The sequence below is a fragment of the Limimaricola litoreus genome (assembly GCF_024159025.1).
Classification (GTDB): Bacteria; Pseudomonadota; Alphaproteobacteria; order Rhodobacterales; family Rhodobacteraceae; genus Limimaricola; species Limimaricola litoreus.
Window position 1 is genome coordinate 1 of the sequence record NZ_JAMYXC010000003.1, and the last position, 20,462, is coordinate 20,462.

At 66.4% G+C, this 20,462-nt stretch carries 22 protein-coding genes and 1 tRNA gene; 9 read left to right on the forward strand and 14 right to left on the reverse strand.

Features of this window, described 5'->3' with window-relative positions; all coding sequences use genetic code 11:
- Positions 1–366: YgjP-like metallopeptidase domain-containing protein (locus tag NHG85_RS00085; protein ID WP_253328624.1), on the reverse strand; the 366-nt coding region annotated here is incomplete at its 3' end.
- 147 nt (positions 367–513) lie between these two features.
- Here NHG85_RS00085 and NHG85_RS00090 point away from each other — a divergent pair.
- A complete protein-coding gene (locus NHG85_RS00090; protein ID WP_253328625.1) occupies positions 514–852 on the forward strand; it encodes a TIGR02300 family protein in 339 nt (112 codons plus the stop codon).
- A 110-nt stretch (positions 853–962) separates the two neighbouring features.
- Positions 963–1,038: transfer RNA gene (locus NHG85_RS00095), tRNA-Ala, on the forward strand.
- A 252-nt stretch (positions 1,039–1,290) separates the two neighbouring features.
- On the opposite strand, the gene lpdA is transcribed toward NHG85_RS00095, so the two are convergent.
- From lpdA to NHG85_RS00145, 10 genes are all read right to left on the reverse strand, one after another.
- On the reverse strand, positions 1,291–2,679 hold the full coding sequence (lpdA, locus tag NHG85_RS00100) for a dihydrolipoyl dehydrogenase (protein ID WP_253328627.1): 1,389 nt from the start codon (positions 2,677–2,679) through the stop codon (positions 1,291–1,293).
- A 19-nt stretch (positions 2,680–2,698) separates the two neighbouring features.
- Positions 2,699–3,109 carry an MAPEG family protein gene (locus NHG85_RS00105; RefSeq protein WP_253328629.1) on the reverse strand — a complete coding sequence of 137 codons (411 nt, stop codon included), beginning with the start codon at positions 3,107–3,109 and terminating at the stop codon, positions 2,699–2,701.
- 16 nt (positions 3,110–3,125) lie between these two features.
- Positions 3,126–3,512 (reverse strand): MAPEG family protein, encoded by a 387-nt coding sequence (locus tag NHG85_RS00110; RefSeq protein ID WP_253328631.1) that lies wholly within the window; start codon positions 3,510–3,512, stop codon positions 3,126–3,128.
- A gap of 81 nt (positions 3,513–3,593) precedes the next feature.
- The gene (locus tag NHG85_RS00115; RefSeq protein ID WP_253328633.1) at positions 3,594–3,836 is read right to left on the reverse strand and encodes a hypothetical protein; all 243 of its coding nucleotides are present in this window, start codon (positions 3,834–3,836) and stop codon (positions 3,594–3,596) included.
- Positions 3,837–3,893: 57 nt separating this feature from the next.
- Positions 3,894–5,138 (reverse strand): 2-oxoglutarate dehydrogenase complex dihydrolipoyllysine-residue succinyltransferase, encoded by a 1,245-nt coding sequence (gene odhB / locus NHG85_RS00120; RefSeq protein WP_253328635.1) that lies wholly within the window; start codon positions 5,136–5,138, stop codon positions 3,894–3,896.
- Between the two features lie 2 nt (positions 5,139–5,140).
- Entirely contained in the window at positions 5,141–8,104 is a 2,964-nt protein-coding gene (locus NHG85_RS00125; RefSeq protein ID WP_253328637.1) for a 2-oxoglutarate dehydrogenase E1 component, read from the reverse strand.
- 110 nt (positions 8,105–8,214) lie between these two features.
- Complete coding sequence (sucD, locus tag NHG85_RS00130; RefSeq protein ID WP_253328639.1) at positions 8,215–9,096, reverse strand: succinate--CoA ligase subunit alpha; 882 nt, start codon at positions 9,094–9,096, stop codon at positions 8,215–8,217.
- A gap of 5 nt (positions 9,097–9,101) precedes the next feature.
- Positions 9,102–10,295 (reverse strand): ADP-forming succinate--CoA ligase subunit beta, encoded by a 1,194-nt coding sequence (sucC, locus tag NHG85_RS00135; RefSeq protein WP_253328641.1) that lies wholly within the window; start codon positions 10,293–10,295, stop codon positions 9,102–9,104.
- A gap of 228 nt (positions 10,296–10,523) precedes the next feature.
- Positions 10,524–11,486, reverse strand: coding sequence for a malate dehydrogenase (gene mdh / locus NHG85_RS00140; RefSeq protein WP_253328643.1), 963 nt, complete (start codon positions 11,484–11,486; stop codon positions 10,524–10,526).
- Between the two features lie 163 nt (positions 11,487–11,649).
- A complete protein-coding gene (locus NHG85_RS00145; RefSeq protein WP_253328645.1) occupies positions 11,650–12,750 on the reverse strand; it encodes a PRC-barrel domain-containing protein in 1,101 nt (366 codons plus the stop codon).
- A 296-nt stretch (positions 12,751–13,046) separates the two neighbouring features.
- Between NHG85_RS00145 and NHG85_RS00150 the strand changes: the two genes are divergently transcribed.
- From NHG85_RS00150 to NHG85_RS00180, 7 genes are all read left to right on the forward strand, one after another.
- Complete coding sequence (locus tag NHG85_RS00150) at positions 13,047–13,886, forward strand: HpcH/HpaI aldolase/citrate lyase family protein (protein WP_253328647.1); 840 nt, start codon at positions 13,047–13,049, stop codon at positions 13,884–13,886.
- 91 nt (positions 13,887–13,977) lie between these two features.
- Positions 13,978–14,181 carry a DUF1737 domain-containing protein gene (locus tag NHG85_RS00155; RefSeq protein ID WP_099274948.1) on the forward strand — a complete coding sequence of 68 codons (204 nt, stop codon included), beginning with the start codon at positions 13,978–13,980 and terminating at the stop codon, positions 14,179–14,181.
- Positions 14,182–14,448: 267 nt separating this feature from the next.
- Positions 14,449–14,832, forward strand: a complete 384-nt coding sequence (gene sdhC, locus NHG85_RS00160) for a succinate dehydrogenase, cytochrome b556 subunit (protein ID WP_253328649.1) — start codon at positions 14,449–14,451, stop codon at positions 14,830–14,832.
- Positions 14,833–14,843: 11 nt separating this feature from the next.
- Complete coding sequence (sdhD, locus tag NHG85_RS00165; protein ID WP_253328651.1) at positions 14,844–15,215, forward strand: succinate dehydrogenase, hydrophobic membrane anchor protein; 372 nt, start codon at positions 14,844–14,846, stop codon at positions 15,213–15,215.
- Between the two features lie 13 nt (positions 15,216–15,228).
- Positions 15,229–17,034 carry a succinate dehydrogenase flavoprotein subunit gene (sdhA, locus tag NHG85_RS00170; protein WP_253328653.1) on the forward strand — a complete coding sequence of 602 codons (1,806 nt, stop codon included), beginning with the start codon at positions 15,229–15,231 and terminating at the stop codon, positions 17,032–17,034.
- Positions 17,034–17,321, forward strand: a complete 288-nt coding sequence (locus NHG85_RS00175) for a hypothetical protein (RefSeq protein ID WP_253328656.1) — start codon at positions 17,034–17,036, stop codon at positions 17,319–17,321. The genes sdhA and NHG85_RS00175 overlap by 1 nt, the downstream gene beginning before the upstream one ends.
- 64 nt (positions 17,322–17,385) lie before the next feature.
- A complete protein-coding gene (locus NHG85_RS00180) occupies positions 17,386–18,165 on the forward strand; it encodes a succinate dehydrogenase iron-sulfur subunit (RefSeq protein ID WP_253328658.1) in 780 nt (259 codons plus the stop codon).
- A gap of 109 nt (positions 18,166–18,274) precedes the next feature.
- Here the strand turns inward: NHG85_RS00180 and deoD are convergent, their stop codons facing one another.
- The 3 genes from deoD to NHG85_RS00195 all read right to left on the reverse strand — a co-directional run.
- Positions 18,275–18,979 (reverse strand): purine-nucleoside phosphorylase, encoded by a 705-nt coding sequence (gene deoD / locus NHG85_RS00185; protein ID WP_253328660.1) that lies wholly within the window; start codon positions 18,977–18,979, stop codon positions 18,275–18,277.
- Positions 18,980–19,032: 53 nt separating this feature from the next.
- Positions 19,033–19,353, reverse strand: a complete 321-nt coding sequence (locus tag NHG85_RS00190; protein ID WP_253328662.1) for an H-NS histone family protein — start codon at positions 19,351–19,353, stop codon at positions 19,033–19,035.
- Between the two features lie 85 nt (positions 19,354–19,438).
- Positions 19,439–20,462, reverse strand: a 1,024-nt coding sequence (locus NHG85_RS00195; RefSeq protein ID WP_253328663.1) for a methylmalonyl-CoA mutase family protein, incomplete at its 5' end; no start/stop codon positions are given.

A 20,462-nucleotide genomic window follows, 5' to 3' on the forward strand; every position in this document is an offset into this window, starting at 1 on the left:
GTCCTTGAGAAAGGCCATGATGCGCGCGGGCGCGCGGGCCGCGTCGTCGGGCAGAAGCAGCGTATCACCATCGAGCGTCGCGCGGCGCACCGGGCCGGGGCGCAGCGCGATCTCGCGGCCCAGATAGGGCAGCGTGCCGCCGAGCCGTACCGGCTGCACCGGCGCGACCTGTTCGAGATGCCCGCGCACCCAGGCCTCGCGCGCCTGCAGGAACGCCAGCGCCTCGGCCTCGGGCGTGCGGCGCGGCAGGGTCAGCGTCACCCGGCCGTCGCGGTGCGACACGCGCAGCGTGATCCGCCGCGCCCGGTCCGAACGGCGCAGCGCCACCGTCAGGGGCGGATCGCCCGGCAGCACATGTTCTCCCATCACCCGGTCGCTCCCTTCGGCCAAAGCCTTTGACACCTCCCCGCGCTTATGGCAGGGGAGCGCGATCCGCCGCAAGGCCGAGGCGCTTTTCGCGCCCGGGCCAGCGCGCCCGCCGATCATCGCCGCACGGAACTGGAAGGACAGCCCATGCCGAAGGAAGAATGGGGAACCAAGCGCATCTGCCCGACCACGGGCAAGCGCTTCTACGACCTGAACGCCAACCCGATCATCAGCCCCTACACGGGCGAGGTCGTCACGCTCGACACCGGCAAGCACCGCACCATGGTCGCCGATGCCGAGGATGCGCAGAGCAAGAAGGCCAAGAAATCCACCGAGGATGACGAGGAGCTGCTGCTCGACGACAGCGACGACGAGGAAGAGGACAACGTCGATCTGGGCGACGATGTGCTCGACGACGATGACGACGACAGCGACGAGGTCTCCCTCGACGAGCTGGCCGATGTCCCGGCCGACGACGACGAATAAGAAAATCGGCCCGGGCGTGTGTTTTCCGCTTGCACCCGCCCGGCCCCACCCTTAGAGAGCGGCACACGGGCAGCGACGCTGACCGACACGGCGGAAACGCCGGACATGATGGGGCCTTAGCTCAGCTGGGAGAGCGCCTGCATGGCATGCAGGAGGTCAGGGGTTCGATCCCCCTAGGCTCCACCATCACCCTTCCTTCGAAGATGACAGCAACGCCGGTATCGCGCCACGCGTTCCCGGGTTGGACTCGTTCCGAATCAGCTTGTCTCGCTCCTTGGGGAGGGGCGTGCCTTCTGTTTTGTCGGTGAGGCCTCTCCTTTCAAGCGCTTGCCGCATGACGCGGGGCCGCGCCGATGTCGGGCCGATGTCGGGGCGGAGGCACCGAAACGAACGCGGCCGCCCCTGGGGACGGCCGCGACATGCATCGGTGCGGATCGATCAGGCGTGGATCGCGCCGTCGCCCAGTGCCAGCGCCGCCTCGCGTACGGCTTCGGAATAGGTCGGGTGCGCGTGGCAGGTGCGGGCCAGATCCTCGGCCGCGGCGCCGAACTCCATAGCCACGCAGACCTCGTGAATGAGGTCGCCCGCCATGGGCCCGATGATATGCGCGCCAAGGATGCGGTCGGTCTCCTTGTCGGCGAGGATCTTCACGAAGCCCTCGGCCGAATGGTTGGCCTTGGCGCGCGCGTTGCCCAAGAACGGGAACTTGCCGACCTTGTAGCCGCGGCCCTCCTCCTTGAGCTGCTCCTCGGTCTTGCCGACGGTCGCCACCTCGGGGTGGGTGTAGACCACGCCCGGGATCACCTCGTAATTCACATGGCCCTTCTGGCCGGCGAGGATCTCGGCGATGGCCACGCCCTCGTCCTCGGCCTTGTGCGCCAGCATCAGGCCGGGCACCGCGTCGCCGATGGCATAGAGGCCGTCGACGCTGGTCTTGAAGTGATCGTCGATCCTGATCTGGCCGCGCTCGGTCATCTCGACGCCCAGAGCTTCGAGCCCGAGGCCTTCGACGTAGGGCTTGCGCCCCGTGGCCACCAGCACGCAATCGGCGGTCATGCTCTCCTCGCTGTCGTCCTTGCGGCTCTTCCAGGTGACCTTGGCCTGATCGCCCTCGACCGACACGCCCTGCACAGCCGCGCCCAGCACGAACTTCAGCCCCTGCTTGGTCAGGATCTTCTGGAAGTTGCGGGCGACCTCGGCATCCATGCCTGGCGTGATCGCGTCAAGGTACTCGACCACGGTGACCTCCGCGCCGAGACGGCGATAGACCGAGCCCAGCTCCAGCCCGATCACGCCCGCGCCGATCACCACCATTTTTTCGGGGATCTTCTTGAGTTCGAGCGCGCCGGTGGAATCGACGACGATCTCGTTGTCGACCTCGACATTGGGGATCGAGGAGGGGACGGAGCCGCTCGCAATCACGATGTTCTTGGCCTCATGCGTCTCGTCGCCGACCTTGACCTTGCCCGCCTCGGGGATCGAGCCCCAGCCCTTGAGCCAGTCGATCTTGTTCTTCTTGAACAGGAATTCGATGCCGCCGGTGTTCTGGCCGATGCTGTCGTTCTTGTAGGAGAGCATCTGCTGCCAATCGACGGTCGGCGTCTCGGCCTTCAGCCCCATCTTGGCAAAGTTGTGCTCGGCCTCGTGCAGCGCGTGGGTGGCGTGCAAGAGCGCCTTGGAGGGAATGCAGCCGACGTTGAGGCAAGTGCCGCCCAGCGTCTCGCGCCCCTCGACCACCGCGGTCTTGAGGCCGAGCTGGGCCGCCTTGATGGCGCAGACATAGCCGCCGGGGCCGGAGCCGATGACGATGAGATCGTAGGATGCCATGGAGTGTCTCCTGTGGGTGTCAGACGAGGGCCAGGCCGATCATGCCGATGGTGGCGAGAAACCCCACCAGCCAGATCAGCGAGCGCCAGGGGCGCAGCCCGAAGAAATAGGCGGGCACGTAAAGGATGCGCGCGCCGAGATAGGTCCAGGCCAGAAGGCCGGACAGACCGGTGGTCTTGTCGCCGAGGATCAGCACGACGACAGCGAGGGTGAAGAGGATCAGCCCCTCGAAATGATTGTTCAGCGCCCTGTAGAGGCGGCCCGTACGCACGCTCGCCTGCTCTTCGAGCGGACGGCCGAGCCGCTGCGGATCGCGCGGCGACAGCGTCTTGCCGAAGCCCAGCTCCATGTTGGCGCGCAGCGACAGCCAGCCGAACTGCGCCGCCTGCAGCAACCCCGCATAGGCCAGCGCCTGCAGTTCGGGCGCCATCATCGGGAGCCCCGGCTCAGAGGGCGGCGATGTAGAGATAGAGGGTGGCAAGAAAGCCCAGGGCCCAGACGCCGGTGCGCAGCCAGGGGATGCCCGCCGGATAGATCACCGCATAGGCCGCCCTCGCGACCAGGAAGACCTGCGCCGCCAGAAGCGTGCCGCTTCCCGTGGCCTCGCGCAGCACGAGGATCAGTACCGCGGGGGCAAACAGCGCCATGGCCACGACCGAATTGGACAGGCAGCGCTGCATCCGCCCGGCCACGCCGGTCAGCCGGGGCATGTCGTCGCGCGGGCGCGCCAGCATGGGCAGGCCGACCTGCGTCAGCGCCGTCAGTACCTGCACCACGAGGATGACCGAAACGAGCAGCCCGTAAAGCGCCAGAATTCCGAGTTCGCTGGACATGATGACCCTCCCACAACCGATACACGCCCGACGAGCATAGCATGATCGGGCGCAGGATGCGTATCGGGGCGGGGAGGGGCATCAGGCGGTCTCGAGGAAGGTGCAGGTCATGGCGCCGCCAAAGCCCTGCTCCTTGACGATCCAGCCTTCGGCGCGCTTGCGGTCGTTGACCTCGAACAGCACCAGCACGGTCGAGCCGTGATCGGCGTCGCGCCAGATCTGCAGCTGGCTCAGCCCGGCCTGCATCCGCTTTTCGTAATCATCGTCGAAGGCGGTCTTCCACGAGGCGTAGTCGGGGGTGTCGATCTGGCAAAGCATCTGCATGGCGCGCGCCTTTCTTGAACAACGGGGCCGGGCTCAACGCCCGGCCCCGTTTGGAGTTCAGAGGTCCATCAGCAGGCGGCGCGGATCCTCGAGCGCCTCCTTGACGCGCACGAGGAAGGTCACGGCGCCCTTGCCGTCGACGATGCGGTGATCGTAGCTCAGCGCGAGATACATCATCGGACGGATCTCGACCTTGCCGTTGATCGCCATCGGGCGCTCCTGGATCTTGTGCATGCCCAAGATTCCCGACTGCGGCGGGTTGAGGATCGGCGAGGACATCAGCGAGCCGTAGACGCCGCCATTCGAGATGGTGAAAGAGCCGCCCTGCATGTCGGCCATGCTGAGCTTGCCGTCGCGCGCCTTCACGCCCATATCGGCGATCGACTTCTCGATCTCGGCAAAGCCCATGCTGTCGGCGTTGCGGATCACCGGCACCACGAGGCCGGTGGGGGTGCCCACCGCGATGCCCATGTGGACGTAGTTCTTGTAGACCACGTGATCGCCGTCGATCTCGGCGTTGACGTCCGGCACCTCCTTGAGCGCGTGCACGCAGGCCTTGGTGAAGAAGGACATGAAACCGAGCTTCACGCCGTGCTTCTTCTCGAACAGCGCCTTGTACTCGTTGCGCAGCTCCATCACCGCGGTCATGTCCACCTCGTTGTAGGTGGTCAGCATCGCGGCGGTGTTCTGCGCCTCCTTGAGGCGGCGGGCGATGGTTTGGCGCAGGCGGGTCATCTTGACCCGCTCCTCGCGGTCGGCGTCGTCGGACGACACCGGGCCGCGCGCGGCGGGCTTGGAGGTCTCGGCGGGTTTGGGGGCGTTGAGCGCCTTGAGCACGTCTTCCTTCATGACCCGGCCATCCTTGCCGGTGCCCTTGACGTCGCCCGCCTTCAGGTCGTTCTCAGCCATCAGCTTCTTGGCCGAGGGCGCGTCCTCGGTGTCGCCCTTGGCCTCGCCCTTCTCGGCGGGCTCGCCTTCGGGCTCGCCCGAGACGTTGGTCGCCGCCTGCTGCTCCTTGGGGCCGTCCTCGGCCGGGGCCTCGGGCTCGGACTTGGCGGGGGCGTCGCCCTCGGAGACCTGCGCGAGAAGCGCGTCGACGCCGACGGTGTCGCCCTCGTTGGCGACGATTTCCGACAGGGTGCCGGCGACGGGGGAGGGGACCTCCACCGTCACCTTGTCGGTTTCGAGCTCGCACAGCATCTCGTCCACCGCGACGGCATCGCCGGGCTTCTTGAACCAGGTGGCGACGGTCGCTTCCGAGACGCTCTCGCCGAGGGTGGGGACGCGGACTTCGGTGCTCATTCTCAGTTTCCTTCGATGCTCAGCGCTTCGTTCACCAGCGCTTCCTGTTGGGCCTTGTGCTGGCTGGCGAGGCCGGTCGCGGGCGAGGCGCTCGCGTGGCGGCCGACGTAACGGGGCCGCTTGTGCGCGGCGTCGATCCGGCTCAGCACCCATTCGATGTTGGGTTCGATGAAGCTCCAGGCGCCCTGGTTCTTGGGCTCTTCCTGGCACCAGACCATCTCGGCGCCCTTGAACCGCTCAAGCTCCTTCACGAGCGACAGCGCCGGGAAGGGATAGAACTGCTCGATCCGCATCAGGTAGACGTCGTCGAGCCCGCGCGCGTCGCGCTCCTCCAGCAGGTCGTAATAGACCTTGCCCGAGCACATCACGACGCGCCTGATCCCCGAATCCGGCTTCAGCTCGGTGTCGCTGTGGCCCTTCTCGGCGTCATCCCACAGCACGCGGTGGAAGGAGGAGCCGGTGGTGAAGTCCTCCGCGTCCGAGATCGCCATCTTGTGGCGCAGGAGCGACTTGGGCGTCATCAGCACCAAGGGCTTGCGGAAGGTGCGGTGCAGCTGCCGGCGCAGGATGTGGAAGTAGTTCGCCGGCGTCGAGCAGTTGGCCACGATCCAGTTGTCACCGCCGCACATCTGCAGGAACCGCTCGAGCCGGGCCGAGGAGTGCTCGGGGCCCTGGCCCTCGTAGCCATGCGGCAACAGCATCACCAGGCCCGACATGCGCAGCCATTTGGATTCGCCCGAGGAGATGAACTGGTCGAACATGATCTGCGCACCGTTGGCGAAATCGCCGAACTGCGCCTCCCACATCACCAGCGCGTTGGGCTCGGCCAGGGTGTAGCCGTACTCGAAGCCCAGCACGGCGTATTCCGAGAGCATCGAGTCGATGGCCTCGTAGCGCGCCTGCCCCTCGCGGATGTGGTTGAGCGGGTAGTAGCGGTCCTCGTTCTCCTGGTTGATGAAGGCCGAGTGGCGCTGGGAGAAGGTGCCGCGCGTGCTGTCCTGGCCCGAGAGGCGGACCGGGTAGCCTTCGGTCAAGAGCGAGCCGAAGGCGATCGCCTCCGCCGTGGCCCAGTCGAAGCCCTTGCCCGTCTCGAACATCTTGCCCTTGGCGTCGAGCAGGCGGCTGATGGTGCGGTGCAGCGGGAAGCCCTCGGGCGCACGGGTGAGCGCGCGGCCGATCTCGGTCATGGTCTTTTGGTCGATCGCCGTCTGGCCGCGCTGGTAGCTTTCGTGATCGCGCTTGTCGAGATGGCTCCAGCGCCCGTCGAGCCAGTCGGCCTTGTTCGGGCGGTAGGATTTCCCGGCCTCGAACTCGTCGCCGAGCATGGCCTGGAACTGGGTCTTCATGTCCTCGATCTCGCCCTCGGGGATCAGCCCGTCCTTGACGAGCCGCTCGGTGTAGAGCGTGAGCGTGGTCTTCTGGTTCTTGATCTTCTTGTACATCACCGGGTTGGTGAACATGGGCTCGTCGCCCTCGTTGTGACCGAAGCGGCGGTAGCAGAAGATGTCGATCACCACATCCTTGTGGAACTTCTGCCGGAACTCGGTCGCCACCTTGGCGGCATGCACCACGGCCTCGGGATCGTCGCCGTTGACGTGGAAGATCGGCGCCTCGACCATCAGCGCGATGTCGGTGGGGTAGGGGGACGAGCGCGAGAAATGCGGCGCGGTGGTGAAGCCGATCTGGTTGTTCACCACGATATGCATGGTGCCGCCGGTGCGGTGCCCGGTCAGGCCCGACAGGCCGAAGCCCTCGGCCACGACGCCCTGGCCCGCAAAGGCCGCGTCGCCGTGCAGCAGGATCGGCAGCACCTGGGTGCGGTCGGTGTCGCCGAGCTGGCTTTGCTTGGCGCGCACCTTGCCGAGCACGACCGGGTTCACCGCTTCGAGGTGCGAGGGGTTGGCGGTCAGCGACAGATGCACCTTGTTGCCGTCGAACTCGCGGTCCGAAGAGGCGCCGAGGTGGTATTTCACGTCGCCCGAGCCGTCGACCTCCTCGGGCTTGAAGCTGCCGCCCTGAAACTCGTGGAAGATCGCGCGGTAGGGCTTTTGCATGACATTGGCGAGCACCGAGAGACGGCCGCGGTGCGGCATGCCGATCACGATGTCCTTCACCCCGAGGCTGCCGCCGCGCTTGATGATCTGCTCCATCGCCGGGATCAGCGCCTCGCCGCCGTCGAGGCCGAAGCGCTTGGTGCCCATGTATTTGACATGCAGGAACTTCTCGAAACCTTCGGCCTCGACGAGCTTGTTGAGGATGGCGCGGCGGCCTTCCTCGGTGAACTTCACCTCCTTGCCATAGCCTTCGATCCGCTCCTTGAGCCAGGCCGACTGCTCGGGATCGGAGATGTGCATGTACTGCAGCGCGAAGGTGCCGCAGTAGGTGCGCTTCACCAGCGCGAGGATCTGGTTCATCGTCGCGATCTCGAGGCCGAGCACGTTGTCGATGAAGATCGGACGATCCATGTCGGCCTTGGTGAAGCCGTAATTCGCGGGGTCCAGTTCGGGATGCGCGGTTTCCTCGCGCAGGCCCAAGGGATCGAGATCGGCGGCGAGATGGCCGCGGATGCGGTAGGCGCGGATGATCATCAACGCGCGGATGCTGTCGAGCACGGCGGCGCGCAGCTGTTCCTGGCTCAGCCCCACGCCCTTTTCGGCGGCCTTGGCGGCGATCTTGTCGCGCGCGCCCTTGGCCTCGGCCGGGGCGGCCCACTGGCCGTCGAGCGCCGCCGTCAGGTCGTCATTGGGCTGCATCGGCCAGTCGGCGCGCGCCCATGAGGGGCCGGCGGCCTCGGCGCGGGCCTCCGAGCCGGTGTCGCCGAGGCTGCGGAAGAACTCCTGCCACGCCTCGTCGACGCTCGAGGGATTCTCGGCATAGCGCGCGTGAAGCTGCTCGATGTAGTCGGCGTTCGTGCCTTGCAGGAAGCTGGAGGCGTGGAACACGTCGTTGGGGCTTTGATCGGTCATGGCAGGATCCTCGATCCTCGGGGCAATAACTCTGGATGCGCCGGGCCCAGATAGGGCGCGCGGCGCGGATGTCAGGGGCGGGGGCCCGAAGGTCCCCGCCCAAATCGGTTTCAGCCGATGGCCTTCTTGACCGCTTCGCCCAGCGTGGCAGGGCTGTCGGCGACCACGATCCCGGCGGATTTCATCGCCTCGATCTTGCTCTCCGCGTCGCCCTTGCCGCCCGAGACGATGGCGCCCGCATGGCCCATGCGGCGGCCCGGAGGGGCGGTGCGCCCCGCGATGAAGCCGGCGGTGGGCTTCCAGCGGCCCTTCTTGCGTTGCTCGGCAAGGAACTCGGCCGCCTCTTCCTCGGCGGTGCCGCCGATCTCACCGATCATGATGATCGACTGGGTCTCGTCATCGTCGAGGAACATGTCGAGGATGTCGATGTGTTCGGAGCCCTTGATCGGGTCGCCGCCGATGCCGACGGCGGTCGACTGACCCAGACCCATGTCGGAGGTCTGCTTGACCGCCTCGTAGGTCAGCGTGCCCGAGCGCGAAACCACGCCCACCGAGCCACGCTTGTGGATGTGGCCGGGCATGATGCCGATCTTGCAGGCGTCGGGCGTGATGACACCGGGGCAGTTCGGCCCGATCAGACGGGTCTTGGAGTTCTCCAGCGCCCGCTTGACCTTCATCATGTCGAGCACCGGGATGCCCTCGGTGATGCAGATCACCAGCTCCATTTCGGCGTCGATGGCCTCCATGATGCTGTCGGCGGCAAACGGCGGCGGCACGTAGATCACGGAGGCGTTGGCCTCGGTCCTGGCCTTGGCTTCGTGCACGCTGTCGTAGACCGGCAGGTCGAGATGGGTCTGGCCGCCCTTGCCGGGGGTGACGCCGCCGACCATCTTGGTGCCGTAGGCGATCGCCTGCTCGGTGTGGAAGGTGCCCTGGCTGCCGGTGAGACCCTGGCAGATGACCTTGGTGTTTTCGTCGACGAGAATCGCCATTGCTGTTATCCCTTCACCGCTTTGACGATCTTCTCGGCGGCGTCGGACAGGTTGTCCGCCGCGATCACGTCGAGACCGGAATTGTTGATGATCTCCTTGCCCTGATCGACATTCGTCCCTTCGAGACGCACGACCAGCGGCACTTGCAGACCGACCTCCTTCACCGCGGCGATCACGCCCTCGGCGATCACGTCGCAGCGCATGATGCCGCCGAAGATGTTGACAAGGATGCCTTTGACGTTCTCGTCGGAGGTGATGATCTTGAACGCCTCGGTCACCTTCTCCTTGGTCGCACCGCCGCCCACGTCGAGGAAGTTGGCGGGCTCGGCGCCCTTGAGCTTGATGATGTCCATCGTCGCCATGGCAAGGCCCGCGCCGTTGACCATGCAGCCGATCTCGCCGTCGAGCGCGATGTAGTTGAGGTCATACTTCGAGGCGGCCAGCTCCTTGCTGTCCTCCTCGGTCTCGTCGCGCAGGGCGGCGATGTCGTCGTGGCGGTAGATCGCGTTGCCGTCGAAGCCCATCTTGGCGTCGAGGCACTTCAGGTCACCCTTGTCCGTGACGATCAGCGGGTTGATCTCCAGCATCTCCATGTCCTTCTCGAGGAAGAGACGATAGAGCGTATCCATCAGCTTGACGCACTGCTTGACCTGCTGGCCCTTCAGCCCCAGCGAAAAGGCGATGCGACGGCCGTGATAGGGCTGGTAGCCGGTGGCCGGATCGACGGAGAAGGACAGGATCTTCTCGGGCGTCTTGTCGGCGACCTCCTCGATGTCCATGCCGCCCTCGGTCGAGCAGACGAAGGAGATGCGGCTGGTGGCGCGATCGACGAGCAGCGCGAGATAGAGCTCGGTCTCGATCTCCGAGCCGTCCTCGATGTAGATGCGGTTGACCTGCTTGCCCGCCGGGCCGGTCTGATGCGTGACCAGCGTGCGGCCGAGCATCTTCTTGGCCTCTTCGGCGGCCTCTTCGACCGAGCGGGCAAGGCGGACGCCGCCCTTTTCGCCGGCATCGGCTTCCTTGAAGCTGCCCTTGCCGCGGCCGCCCGCGTGGATCTGAGCCTTCACGACCCAAAGCGGGCCGTCGAGCTCGCCCGCCGCGGTCTTCGCCTCTTCCGCGCGCATCACCGGGCGCCCGTCCGAAACGGGCGCGCCATAGCTGCGCAGAAGGGCCTTGGCCTGGTATTCGTGGATGTTCATGGACCGGTCCTCGGTTGCCGTGATTTGGCCCCTTCAAACACATGCCAAGGCGCGAAAGAACAGGTTTCGGAGGAAGGTCGGCGGAAATCCGACATATGTGATCACACGATTTCAAGGTGTGATCACAGGCATGTCGGCCCTGCTGCGAAATGCCGCGCTGCAGCGATTCGAGCGCAACGAAAAAGGGCGCCCCGAAAGGCGCCCTCCGATCCGAATTCCCCTCAGGGATCAGGCGAGACTGGAGTCGATGCCCTTGCAGGCCTCCACGAGGTCCTTCACCGCATCGACCGACTTGTCGAACATTGCCTGCTCGTCGCGGTTCATCTTGATGTCGATGACCTTTTCCACGCCGCCGGCGCCGATCACGGTCGGCACGCCGACATACATGCCGTTGAGACCGAGCGCCCCGTCGACATAGGCCGCGCAGGGCAGGACGCGCTTCTGGTCCTTGAGATAGGCCTCGGCCATCTCGATGGCCGAGGTGGCCGGCGCGTAGAAGGCCGAGCCGGTCTTCAGCAGGCCGACGATCTCGGCGCCGCCGTCACGGGTGCGCTGGATGATCGCGTCGAGCTTTTCCTGCGTGGTCCAGCCCATCTGCACCAGGTCGGGCAGGGGGATGCCGCCGACGGTGGAGTAGCGCGCCAGCGGCACCATGGTGTCGCCATGCCCGCCCAGCACGAAGGCGGTGACATCCTTCATCGAGACATCGAATTCGAGGCTGAGGAAGTGGCGGAAGCGGGCGCTGTCGAGCACGCCGGCCATGCCGCAGACCTTCTCGTGCGGCAGGCCCGAGAATTCGCGCAGGGCCCAGACCATCGCATCGAGCGGGTTGGTGATGCAGATCACGAAGGCGTCGGGCGCGTGCTTGGCGATGCCCTCGCCGACCGACTTCATGACCTTGAGATTGATGCCCAGAAGGTCGTCGCGGCTCATGCCGGGCTTGCGCGGCACGCCGGCAGTGACGATGCACACGTCGGCGCCGGCGATGTCGGCATAGTCGTTGGTGCCCTTGAGGGTGGCGTCGAAACCCTCGGCCGGACCGGATTCGGCGATGTCGAGCGCCTTGCCCTGGGGGGTGCCTTCGGCGATGTCGAACAGCACGACATCGCCGAGTTCCTTGATCGCGGCGAGATGGGCGAGCGTGCCGCCGATCTGACCGGCGCCGATGAGGGCGATCTTGGGTCTGGCCATGAATGGCTCCTGTCGAGAATGTGTTTGCGAGGCTTTGCTAAGCCGTGCCCGACCCTGTTGCAAGCCTGAGGCGCCCCGCAGCACCGCGCCGCCCGATGTTTGCGCAAACGCAAACGGCCGCCCCCTTTGCAAGGAGCGGCCGCAGCGAGAAGGAAAACGGGCGTTACTGTGCGGCGGGCACGGTCTCGGTTTCCACCTCGGTCTCCATCTCGGTTTCCATCGCCGCCTCTTCGGGGGCCTGGTACTCCGGCAGGGCCTTCAGCTCGTCCTCGGTGGCGCTGATGTAGACGCGGATGTCCGAGCCGTCCTCGTTAGCGAGGATCTGCAGATCGGAGAAGTTCACCGCGACCTTCTTCTCGCCGATGCCGAGGAAACCGCCGACGCCGATGACGGCCTGCTCGATCTCGCCCGCGTCCGAGGCCACGAGGTCCTCGATCTCACCGACATTGTCGTCATCGGCACCGTAGACCGACGCGCCGTTGAGCTCTTCGGTGCTCAGATCGCTGACGGGGGTGGTGGTGTAGCCCTCGCGTTCGATCATGCCGGTGGTCGCGCCAGCGGCGGGCGCGGTCTCGGCCATTTCAGTCTCGACCGTCTCCGTCTCGACCGTCTCGACTTCGGTCATCTCCGTTTCGGCTTCGACCGTTTCGGTTTCGACATCGGTGGTCGTGGTGCTGCCATCCGCGGGCACGGTGACGGTCTCGGTCTCGGTCTCCATCTCCGTTTCGGCTTCCTCGCCTTCGACCATCGTCGCGGTGGCCGCGGCGGTGGCGGCGGCACCGGTCTGTTCGACCATGCCCGGCTCGGCGGCTTCGCCCTCGGTCATCGCGACCCCGTCCATGCTGGCCCGCTCGAAGCCGGGGGCGGCCTCCAGCGCTTCCTGCGTGGCGTTGATCACGAGGAAGCGTTCGCCGTTCTCGTCATCATAGGTGCGGATCTGGTCCATGGTGATGGCGACATCCTTTTCGCCGATCCCCAGGAAACCGCCGACGCCGACGATCACGGCACCCACGGCACCATCCTCGGAGATCACCAGGTCGTTGATCTCGCCGATATCGTCCCATTCCTGCTCGGCGAAATTGATCATGTCGCCATTCTCGCCCAGCTCCTGCTGGGAGGCATAGACGCGCATGCCCATCAGGTTCGAGGCGTAGAAGTCATCGGCGGTGACCTCATAGGCGCCCATGCCCATGCTGTGGGTTTCGGCGTAGGCGCTCGTGCCCATGACGAGCGCGGTCGCCGCGGAAGTGAGAAGGAGTTTCATCTGTCAGAACCTTTCGTCCTAATAGCGGGCCTGCGGCTGCCCGGTGGGAGCCAGCCCGTTTCTGACCGGGAAACCCGCCGCCGGGGTTAAGGTTGCACCGTCCGAGAGCTATTTTCGCGCCTGCTGTGCAACCGGCTGGTTCCGGCTTATGGCCCTGCGCGAAACCGGCTGAATTCGGCCTGTTTCATGGGCTGGGGCACCGCCGAAGCCGACAGGACAGGCGGGGCGTCGCGGCGATTGCGGCGGGCCGCGCGGCGGGGCAGGCTGAGAGCGCTCTTGCCACGAAGGACCCCCTCATGCCGCTGCGTTCCATGCTCTATGTGCCCGCCTCCAATGCCCGCGCCCTGGCCAAGGCGCGCGACCTGCCCTGCGACGCGCTGATTCTCGATCTCGAGGACGCGGTCGCCCCGGCGGCTAAAGAGGAGGCCCGTGCGGCGCTGGGGGCCGCGCTCGCGGCAAAGGGGCGCCCGGCGCAGCTTCGATTGGTGCGCATCAACGGGCTCGACACGCCGTGGGGCGCCGAGGATCTCGCGGCGCTGGCGGGCTGCGCCTGCGACGGGATCGTGGTGCCGAAGGTCGATGGTCCGGCGGATCTCGACGCGGTGGCGGCCCGGACAGAGCGGCCGCTCTGGGCGATGATCGAGACCGCGCGCGGCGTGCTGCGGGCCTCCGACACCTGCGCGCATCCGCGGCTTTCGGGAATCGTCATGGGCACCAATGATCTGGGGCGCGAGATCGGCCTGCGCCCGACCGCCGACCGATTTGCCATATTGCCCGCGCTGCAGGGCGCGCTTCTGGCCGCCCGCGCCCATGGCATCGCCGCGATCGACGGGGTCTGCAACGCGCTGGGCGATGCCGCGCGGCTCGAGGCCGAATGCGCGCAGGGCCGCGACCTGGGCTTCGACGGCAAGAGCCTCATCCACCCTGCGCAGATCGCCGCCGCCAACGCAACCTTCGCGCCCAGCGCGGAGGAGATCGACCTCGCCCGCCGCCGCATCGCCGCCTTCGAGGCAGTGCTGGCCGAAGGGCAGGGGGTTGCGGTGGTCGATGGCGAGATCGTCGAGGCGCTGCATGTCGAGGCCGCGCGGACGGTGCTCGACCTCGCGCGCATGGTGGAAGGGGGGGAGGGCGCCTGATCGGGCGATCCCCGCGCTCGGCGGAGTGGTTTTCATCCCCCTCGGGCTGGTGCAAGGCTGGCCCGACCCGTTCTTGCCTCGGAGCCACGCCATGATGATCTACCGCCTTCTCACCGCCGACGACACCTCGGCCTTCTGCCACAAGGTGACGGAGGCCCTGTCCAAGGGCTGGGAGCTTTACGGCCAGCCGACCTATGCCTTTGATGCCGCCAATGGCGTGATGCGCTGCGGTCAGGCCGTGACCAAGGAGGCGGATGTCGAATATTCCGCCGATCTGAAGCTCGGCCAGCTCTGAGCCCGGGCAGATCGCCGCAGTAACTGGGCGGCCGGCGATGGCGGCATATATCGGGCACATGCCGCCGCCTTCGACATTCCGGATCGCCCGACCATCTGTGATCACACTCTTCGGGAGTGTGATCACGGCGAGCGGAATCCTGCCCGATTCCGGGAATTTTCAGCGTTCCGAAGCGTCGTGGCGGGTGACAGACCGCGCAAAATCGCTAGGGATAAGCCAGCCGGGGCCGCGGCAGCGCAGGCCCGCACGCCAGATAAGGACGACGCCATGGCCGATGTGAACCGGGGCAACCGCCCCCTTTCGCCCCATATCACCATCTACCGCCCGCAGCTTACCTCGATCACCTCGATTCTGACGCGGATCACCGGCAATGCGATGATCGTCGCCGCCGCGCTGATCGTCTGGTGGTTCGCCGCCGCCGCGGCCGGCCCCGCGAGCTTCGCCACGGCCGACGGTTTCCTGCGCAGCTGGTTCGGCGATCTGGTGCTGTTCTTCTCGGTGCTGGGCTTGTGGTACCACACGCTGGCGGGCATCCGGCACCTGATCTGGGACGAGGTGAAGCTTCTGGAGATCGACAAGGCCGAGCTGCTGGGCCAGATCATCCTGATCGTCTCGGTCCTGCTCACCATCTTCACCGTCGTCGTTCTCTGAAGGGGCAACCAATGGCTTACCTGACCGACCGCAAGCGCGCGCACGGCCTCGGCGCCTCGCATTCCGGGACCCGCCAGCACTGGCGCATGAGCATGTCCTCGGTGGCGCTGGCGGTGCTGATTCCGCTTTTCGTCTTCACCTTCGGTGCGGTGCTGGGCGGCACCTACGAAGAGGTGGTGATCTATTACCAGCGCCCGATTCCCGCCGCGATCGCCGTGCTGACCTTCGTCGTCGGCTTCTGGCATTTCCGCGCCGGTGCCCAGGTGATGATCGAGGATTACGCGCAGGGCTTCACCCGCCGCGCGCTGATCGTCGGCGTGACCTGTCTTTCCTATGCCCTGGCCGCGATCGGCGTTCTCGCCCTGATCCGCCTCGCCCTCTGATCGGAGACCCCTGATGGCAGCCTACGAATACGAAACCCACGAATACGACGTGGTGGTGGTCGGCGCCGGTGGCGCGGGCCTGCGCGCGACGCTCGGCATGGCCGAGCAGGGCCTGCGCACCGCCTGCATCTCCAAGGTCTTCCCGACCCGCTCGCACACCGTCGCGGCACAGGGCGGCATCGCGGCCTCCTTGGGCAACATGGGGCCTGACAGCTGGCAGTGGCACATGTACGACACGGTGAAGGGCTCCGACTGGCTCGGCGACACCGATGCCATGGAATACCTTGCCCGCGAGGCACCCAAGGCCGTCTACGAGCTGGAGCATTACGGCGTGCCCTTCAGCCGCACCGAAGAGGGCAAGATCTACCAGCGCCCCTTTGGCGGACACACCACCGAATACGGCGAAGGCCCGCCGGTGCAGCGCACCTGCGCCGCCGCCGACCGCACCGGCCACGCGATCCTGCACACGCTCTACGGCCAGTCGCTCAAGCAGAAGGCCGAGTTCTACATCGAGTATTTCGCCATCGACCTGCTGATGGACGATGACGGCACCTGCCGCGGCGTGCTGGCGTGGAAGCTCGATGACGGCACCATGCATGTCTTCGCCGCCAAGACCGTGGTTCTGGCCACCGGTGGCTATGGCCGCGCCTATTTCTCCGCCACCTCGGCGCATACCTGCACCGGCGACGGCGGCGGCATGGTGGCGCGCGCAGGCCTGCCGCTGCAGGACATGGAATTCGTGCAGTTCCACCCGACCGGCATCTACGGCGCGGGCTGCCTGATCACCGAAGGCGCACGCGGCGAGGGCGGCTATCTCACCAACTCCGAGGGCGAGCGCTTCATGGAGCGCTATGCCCCCACCTACAAGGATCTCGCCTCGCGCGACGTGGTCTCGCGCTGCATGACCATGGAGATCCGCGAGGGGCGCGGCGTCGGCAAGGATGGCGATCACATCCATCTGCACCTCAACCACCTGCCGCCCGAGACCCTGGCCGAGCGGCTGCCCGGCATCTCGGAATCGGCGCGCATCTTCGCGGGCGTGGACCTGACGAAAGAGCCGATCCCGGTGCTGCCGACCGTGCATTACAACATGGGCGGCATTCCGACGAACTACTGGGGCGAGGTGCTCAACCCGACCAGCGACAACCCCGATGCCGTCACCCCCGGTCTGATGGCCGTGGGCGAGGCAGGCTGCGCGAGCGTGCACGGCGCGAACCGCCTGGGCTCCAACTCGCTGATCGACCTCGTGGTCTTCGGCCGCGCCGCGGCGATCCGCGCGCGCGAGGTGGTCGATCCCTCGACCACGGTGAAGGCCCCGGCCAAGGCCGCGATTGAAAAGGCCTTCGACCGGTTCGACGGGCTGCGCCATGCCAAGGGCGGCGTGCCGACCGCCGAGCTGCGCATCGAGATGCAGCGCAACATGCAGGCCGATGCGGCGGTGTTCCGCACCGACAAGACGCTGGCCGAAGGCATGGAGAAGATGCAGGCCACGGCGGCGAAGATGGACGACCTCCATGTCACCGACCGCAGCCTCGTGTGGAATTCCGACCTGATGGAGACGCTGGAGCTCGCCAACCTGATGCCCAACGCCCTGGCCACCATCACCGCCGCCGAGGCGCGCAAGGAAAGCCGCGGCGCGCATGCGCATGAGGATTATCCCGACCGCGACGACGAGACCTGGCGCAAGCATTCGCTGGCCTGGGTCGAGGGCAACCGCGCCCGGCTCGATTATCGCCCCGTGCATCTCGATCCGCTGACCGAGGAATCGGACGGCGGCATCGAGATCAAGAAGATCGCGCCCAAGGCGCGGGTCTACTGATGCGCCGGGCGCTGCTGCTCGCGCTGCCCCTGCTGGCAGGGGCCTGCACGCAGGCGCCGCTGTCGCCGCTCGACGCGGCGCAGGTCTGCGAGCGGCGCGCGCGGGCCGCGCAGGCGCCGACCGGGGCCGTCAGCATCGGCGCCAGCTCGCGCAGCGGGCTGTCGACCGGGCTTTCGATCGGTGTCAGCGGCGACTACCTGCGCGGGCGCGATCCGCTCGTGGTCTACGAAGACTGCGTCCTGGCCCGCAGCGGCCAGCCGCCCGTGCGCCCGCCCCGTCTCAGATGACCAGATCCCATGCGACGACGACCGGGGCCGCGCGCCCCGGCGCTTTCCCCAAGGAGACCTGACCATGGTCCAGCTCACCCTGCCCAAGAACAGCCGCATCACCCACGGCAAGACCTGGCCCAAGCCCGAAGGGGCCAAGAACCTCAAGAAGGTCCAGATCTACCGCTGGAACCCGGACGACGGAAAGAACCCGCGCGTCGACACCTATTTCGTCGATCTCGACGACTGCGGGCCGATGATTCTCGACGCGCTGATCAAGATCAAATCCGAGATCGACCCGACGCTGACCTTCCGCCGCTCCTGCCGCGAGGGGATCTGCGGCTCCTGCGCGATGAACATCGACGGGATCAACACGCTGGCCTGCACCTACGGGCTCGACGAGGTCGCGGGCGACATCAAGATCTATCCGCTGCCGCACATGCCGGTGATCAAGGACCTGATCCCCGACCTCACGCATTTCTACGCCCAGCACGCCTCGATCAAGCCTTGGCTCGAAACCGAGACCAACACGCCGGCCAAGGAATGGCGCCAGTCGATCGAGGACCGCAAGAAGCTCGATGGCCTTTACGAGTGCATCATGTGCGCGTCGTGCTCGACGGCCTGCCCCTCCTACTGGTGGAACGGCGACCGCTACCTCGGGCCGGCGGCCCTGCTGCACGCCTATCGCTGGATCGTCGACAGCCGCGACGAGGCGACGGGCGAGCGGCTCGACGATCTCGAGGACGAGTTCAAGCTCTACCGCTGCCACACCATCATGAACTGCGCCAAGACCTGCCCCAAGGGGCTCAACCCCGCCAAGGCGATCCAGTCGATCAAGCACATGATGGTCGAGCGGGCCGTCTGACAAAACTATCGCCCGGCGCGGAACTGCGCGCCGGGCGGTGACTGCAATGTTCAACCGTTCGGGCAGGAGCCCGGCAGGATCGCCGCCGATACACCGGGCCGGAGAGGCTTCAGGCGAAAGCGGCTTCCAGCGCGATCTCCACCATCTCTCCGAAGCTCTGTTCGCGCTCGATGGCGGGCAGGTCCTCGCCGGTGACGAGATGGTCGGATACGGTCAGCACCGCGAGCGCGCGCCGCCTGTGCCGCGCCGCCAGCGTGTAAAGCTCCGCCGCTTCCATCTCCACCGCGAGAATGCCGTGACGCACCATCTGCTCATGCAGGTCGGGGCGCTCGTCGTAGAAGGTGTCCGAGGAATAGATCCCGCCCACATGCGGGGTCGTGTCCCGCCTCAAGGCGGCCTCATGCGCCGCGCGCAAAAGACCGAAATCGGCATGGGGCGCGTAATGTATTTCGCGCAGCATCGCCCGCGAGGGATTGCCCACGCTCGAGGCGGTCATGGCGAGGACCACGTCGCGCACCGCGATATCGGTCTGCATCGCCCCGCAGGAGCCGATGCGGATCAGCGTCTGCGCGTCGTAATCGCGGATCAGCTCATTGGCATAGATCGACAGGGAGGGCATGCCCATGCCGGAGCCCTGGATGGTCACCGGATGACCGCGCCATGTCCCGGTAAAGCCGAGCATGCCGCGCACCTCGTTGATGCAGACCGGGTCATCGAGGAAAGTCCGGGCGGCCCATTTCGCGCGCAGCGGATCGCCGGGCATGAGAACGGTCGGGGCGATATCACCCTCTTTCGCGCCGATATGCGTGCTCATTCGCTCTCCTTTCAGGGATGAAAGGGCCGGGTTGCAAAGCCCGGCCCCGGCATTCAGATCTCGAAATCCGACAGCGGCCGCCCGGCAGCCTCGGCTTCGTTGATCCAGCGCGGCTTGCGGCCACGGCCCGACCAGGTCTGGGTCGGATCTTCGGGATTGCGGTATTTGGCCGGGTTCTTGGTCTTGGATTTCTTGCCCTTGCTTGCGGAGTCCGCGAGATCAGCCAATGAAAACCCGTGTTCGGCGGCCGCGCGTTCGGCGGCTTCCAGAGCGGCTTTGCGCTCGCGTTGCGAAACAGTGGACAATGCCTCGTCGATCTCCTTGCGGAGCTTTTCGAGATCCTTGCGGGACATCTCGTTCAGGTTGTAATCCATCCGATTGATCTTTCTGTTGAATATGAGAGGTGTTGACCACTCTTTATTGCAATGTTCAACAAAAAGCTACGACTTGTCCTAAAGACTAGGTCAGGCCGCGATCAGGCAATGCATTTCCCGATATCACCATGCGGGAAAGATCTTCGAGGAATTCATCGACCGCCGTTTCATGGATATTTCGTAACGTCACCTTTGCGTGTAATTCCTGCAGCAGGGGCGGATCCGCATCGAATGCGACGAGTCCAAACATGGGAATGGAACCGAAGCCGGCCTTTCGCAGGGCCAGGATCGTGGCATTCGCCATTTCGACCGATTGCGGATTCGAAAGGCCGAAGATCAGCACATGGGGCTTGTCGCGATAGGCGATGGTGGCGATTTCGGCGGGCATCCGGCGCGCGCCGCAATCGCGCAATGCGACACCGCATTCCTGTGCGGCGCGCAAAAGCGGGTGGCCGGACCAGGGGCGGGCATCGAGACCGGGGCGCACGAGAAGCAAGGTCAGGGGCCGTGACAATCCACGCGTCGCCGCGTCGAGCCGCGCGCAGGCCGCCATCCGCTCCCCCGAGGACGTCAGGGCGATGGCGGGCGCAGCCGGTGTCGCCGGGGGCAGGGCACCGGCCAGCGTGGCGGCCCATTCGCCCGTGGTCACGCCCGCCTTGGCGCAGGCTACCGACGGCCCCATGACATTGATGCCGCGCTTGGCGGCCTCGCGCAGCGCCAGAAGCGACTTCTGGACGGCATTGCCGTCGCGCTCCCTGCGCCAGCGGGCCAGCGCGGCGTTTCGCGCGGCATCGATGTCCTGTGGAGCGGGAGGGGCGGGCGATATCGCCGCGGGGCGCGACAGCCAGGCCGCCGCGCCCTCGGACGTCTCACGGTGCAGCAGCGCCGTATGCAGCGCATCGCGCCCCGGCAACGGGGTATCGGCAAAACCCTGCGCTTCGGGGTCGCTCGGGTAGAGCACCAGCCCCTTGGGCGGCGCGAAGCCCGGCCCGTGACGCTCGAGAAGCAGCGCGCGCCACAGCTCGGACAGACATGCGCCCGCCGCGCGGTCGCCGGGGCCGCTGCCGGGCATGAGAAACTCTACCCCCGTCGCGGCGGCGCGCAGGTGC

Excerpts from the sequence above, each read along its gene's own strand:
- sdhA (WP_253328653.1), top strand. The coding sequence starts at position 15,229 with ATGGCAGCCTACGAATACGAAACCCACGAATACGACGTGGTGGTGGTC.
- mdh (WP_253328643.1), bottom strand. The coding sequence starts at position 11,486 with ATGGCCAGACCCAAGATCGCCCTCATCGGCGCCGGTCAGATCGGCGGC.
- lpdA (WP_253328627.1), bottom strand. The coding sequence starts at position 2,679 with ATGGCATCCTACGATCTCATCGTCATCGGCTCCGGCCCCGGCGGCTAT.
- NHG85_RS00190 (WP_253328662.1), bottom strand. The coding sequence starts at position 19,353 with ATGGATTACAACCTGAACGAGATGTCCCGCAAGGATCTCGAAAAGCTC.
- sucC (WP_253328641.1), bottom strand. The coding sequence starts at position 10,295 with ATGAACATCCACGAATACCAGGCCAAGGCCCTTCTGCGCAGCTATGGC.
- NHG85_RS00180 (WP_253328658.1), top strand. The coding sequence starts at position 17,386 with ATGGTCCAGCTCACCCTGCCCAAGAACAGCCGCATCACCCACGGCAAG.
- sdhD (WP_253328651.1), top strand. The coding sequence starts at position 14,844 with ATGGCTTACCTGACCGACCGCAAGCGCGCGCACGGCCTCGGCGCCTCG.
- NHG85_RS00115 (WP_253328633.1), bottom strand. The coding sequence starts at position 3,836 with ATGCAGATGCTTTGCCAGATCGACACCCCCGACTACGCCTCGTGGAAG.
- sucD (WP_253328639.1), bottom strand. The coding sequence starts at position 9,096 with ATGGCGATTCTCGTCGACGAAAACACCAAGGTCATCTGCCAGGGTCTC.
- odhB (WP_253328635.1), bottom strand. The coding sequence starts at position 5,138 with ATGAGCACCGAAGTCCGCGTCCCCACCCTCGGCGAGAGCGTCTCGGAA.
- NHG85_RS00155 (WP_099274948.1), top strand. The coding sequence starts at position 13,978 with ATGATGATCTACCGCCTTCTCACCGCCGACGACACCTCGGCCTTCTGC.
- deoD (WP_253328660.1), bottom strand. The coding sequence starts at position 18,979 with ATGAGCACGCATATCGGCGCGAAAGAGGGTGATATCGCCCCGACCGTT.
- NHG85_RS00145 (WP_253328645.1), bottom strand. The coding sequence starts at position 12,750 with ATGAAACTCCTTCTCACTTCCGCGGCGACCGCGCTCGTCATGGGCACG.
- NHG85_RS00110 (WP_253328631.1), bottom strand. The coding sequence starts at position 3,512 with ATGTCCAGCGAACTCGGAATTCTGGCGCTTTACGGGCTGCTCGTTTCG.
- NHG85_RS00125 (WP_253328637.1), bottom strand. The coding sequence starts at position 8,104 with ATGACCGATCAAAGCCCCAACGACGTGTTCCACGCCTCCAGCTTCCTG.
- NHG85_RS00105 (WP_253328629.1), bottom strand. The coding sequence starts at position 3,109 with ATGGCGCCCGAACTGCAGGCGCTGGCCTATGCGGGGTTGCTGCAGGCG.
- NHG85_RS00175 (WP_253328656.1), top strand. The coding sequence starts at position 17,034 with ATGCGCCGGGCGCTGCTGCTCGCGCTGCCCCTGCTGGCAGGGGCCTGC.
- NHG85_RS00090 (WP_253328625.1), top strand. The coding sequence starts at position 514 with ATGCCGAAGGAAGAATGGGGAACCAAGCGCATCTGCCCGACCACGGGC.
- sdhC (WP_253328649.1), top strand. The coding sequence starts at position 14,449 with ATGGCCGATGTGAACCGGGGCAACCGCCCCCTTTCGCCCCATATCACC.
- NHG85_RS00150 (WP_253328647.1), top strand. The coding sequence starts at position 13,047 with ATGCCGCTGCGTTCCATGCTCTATGTGCCCGCCTCCAATGCCCGCGCC.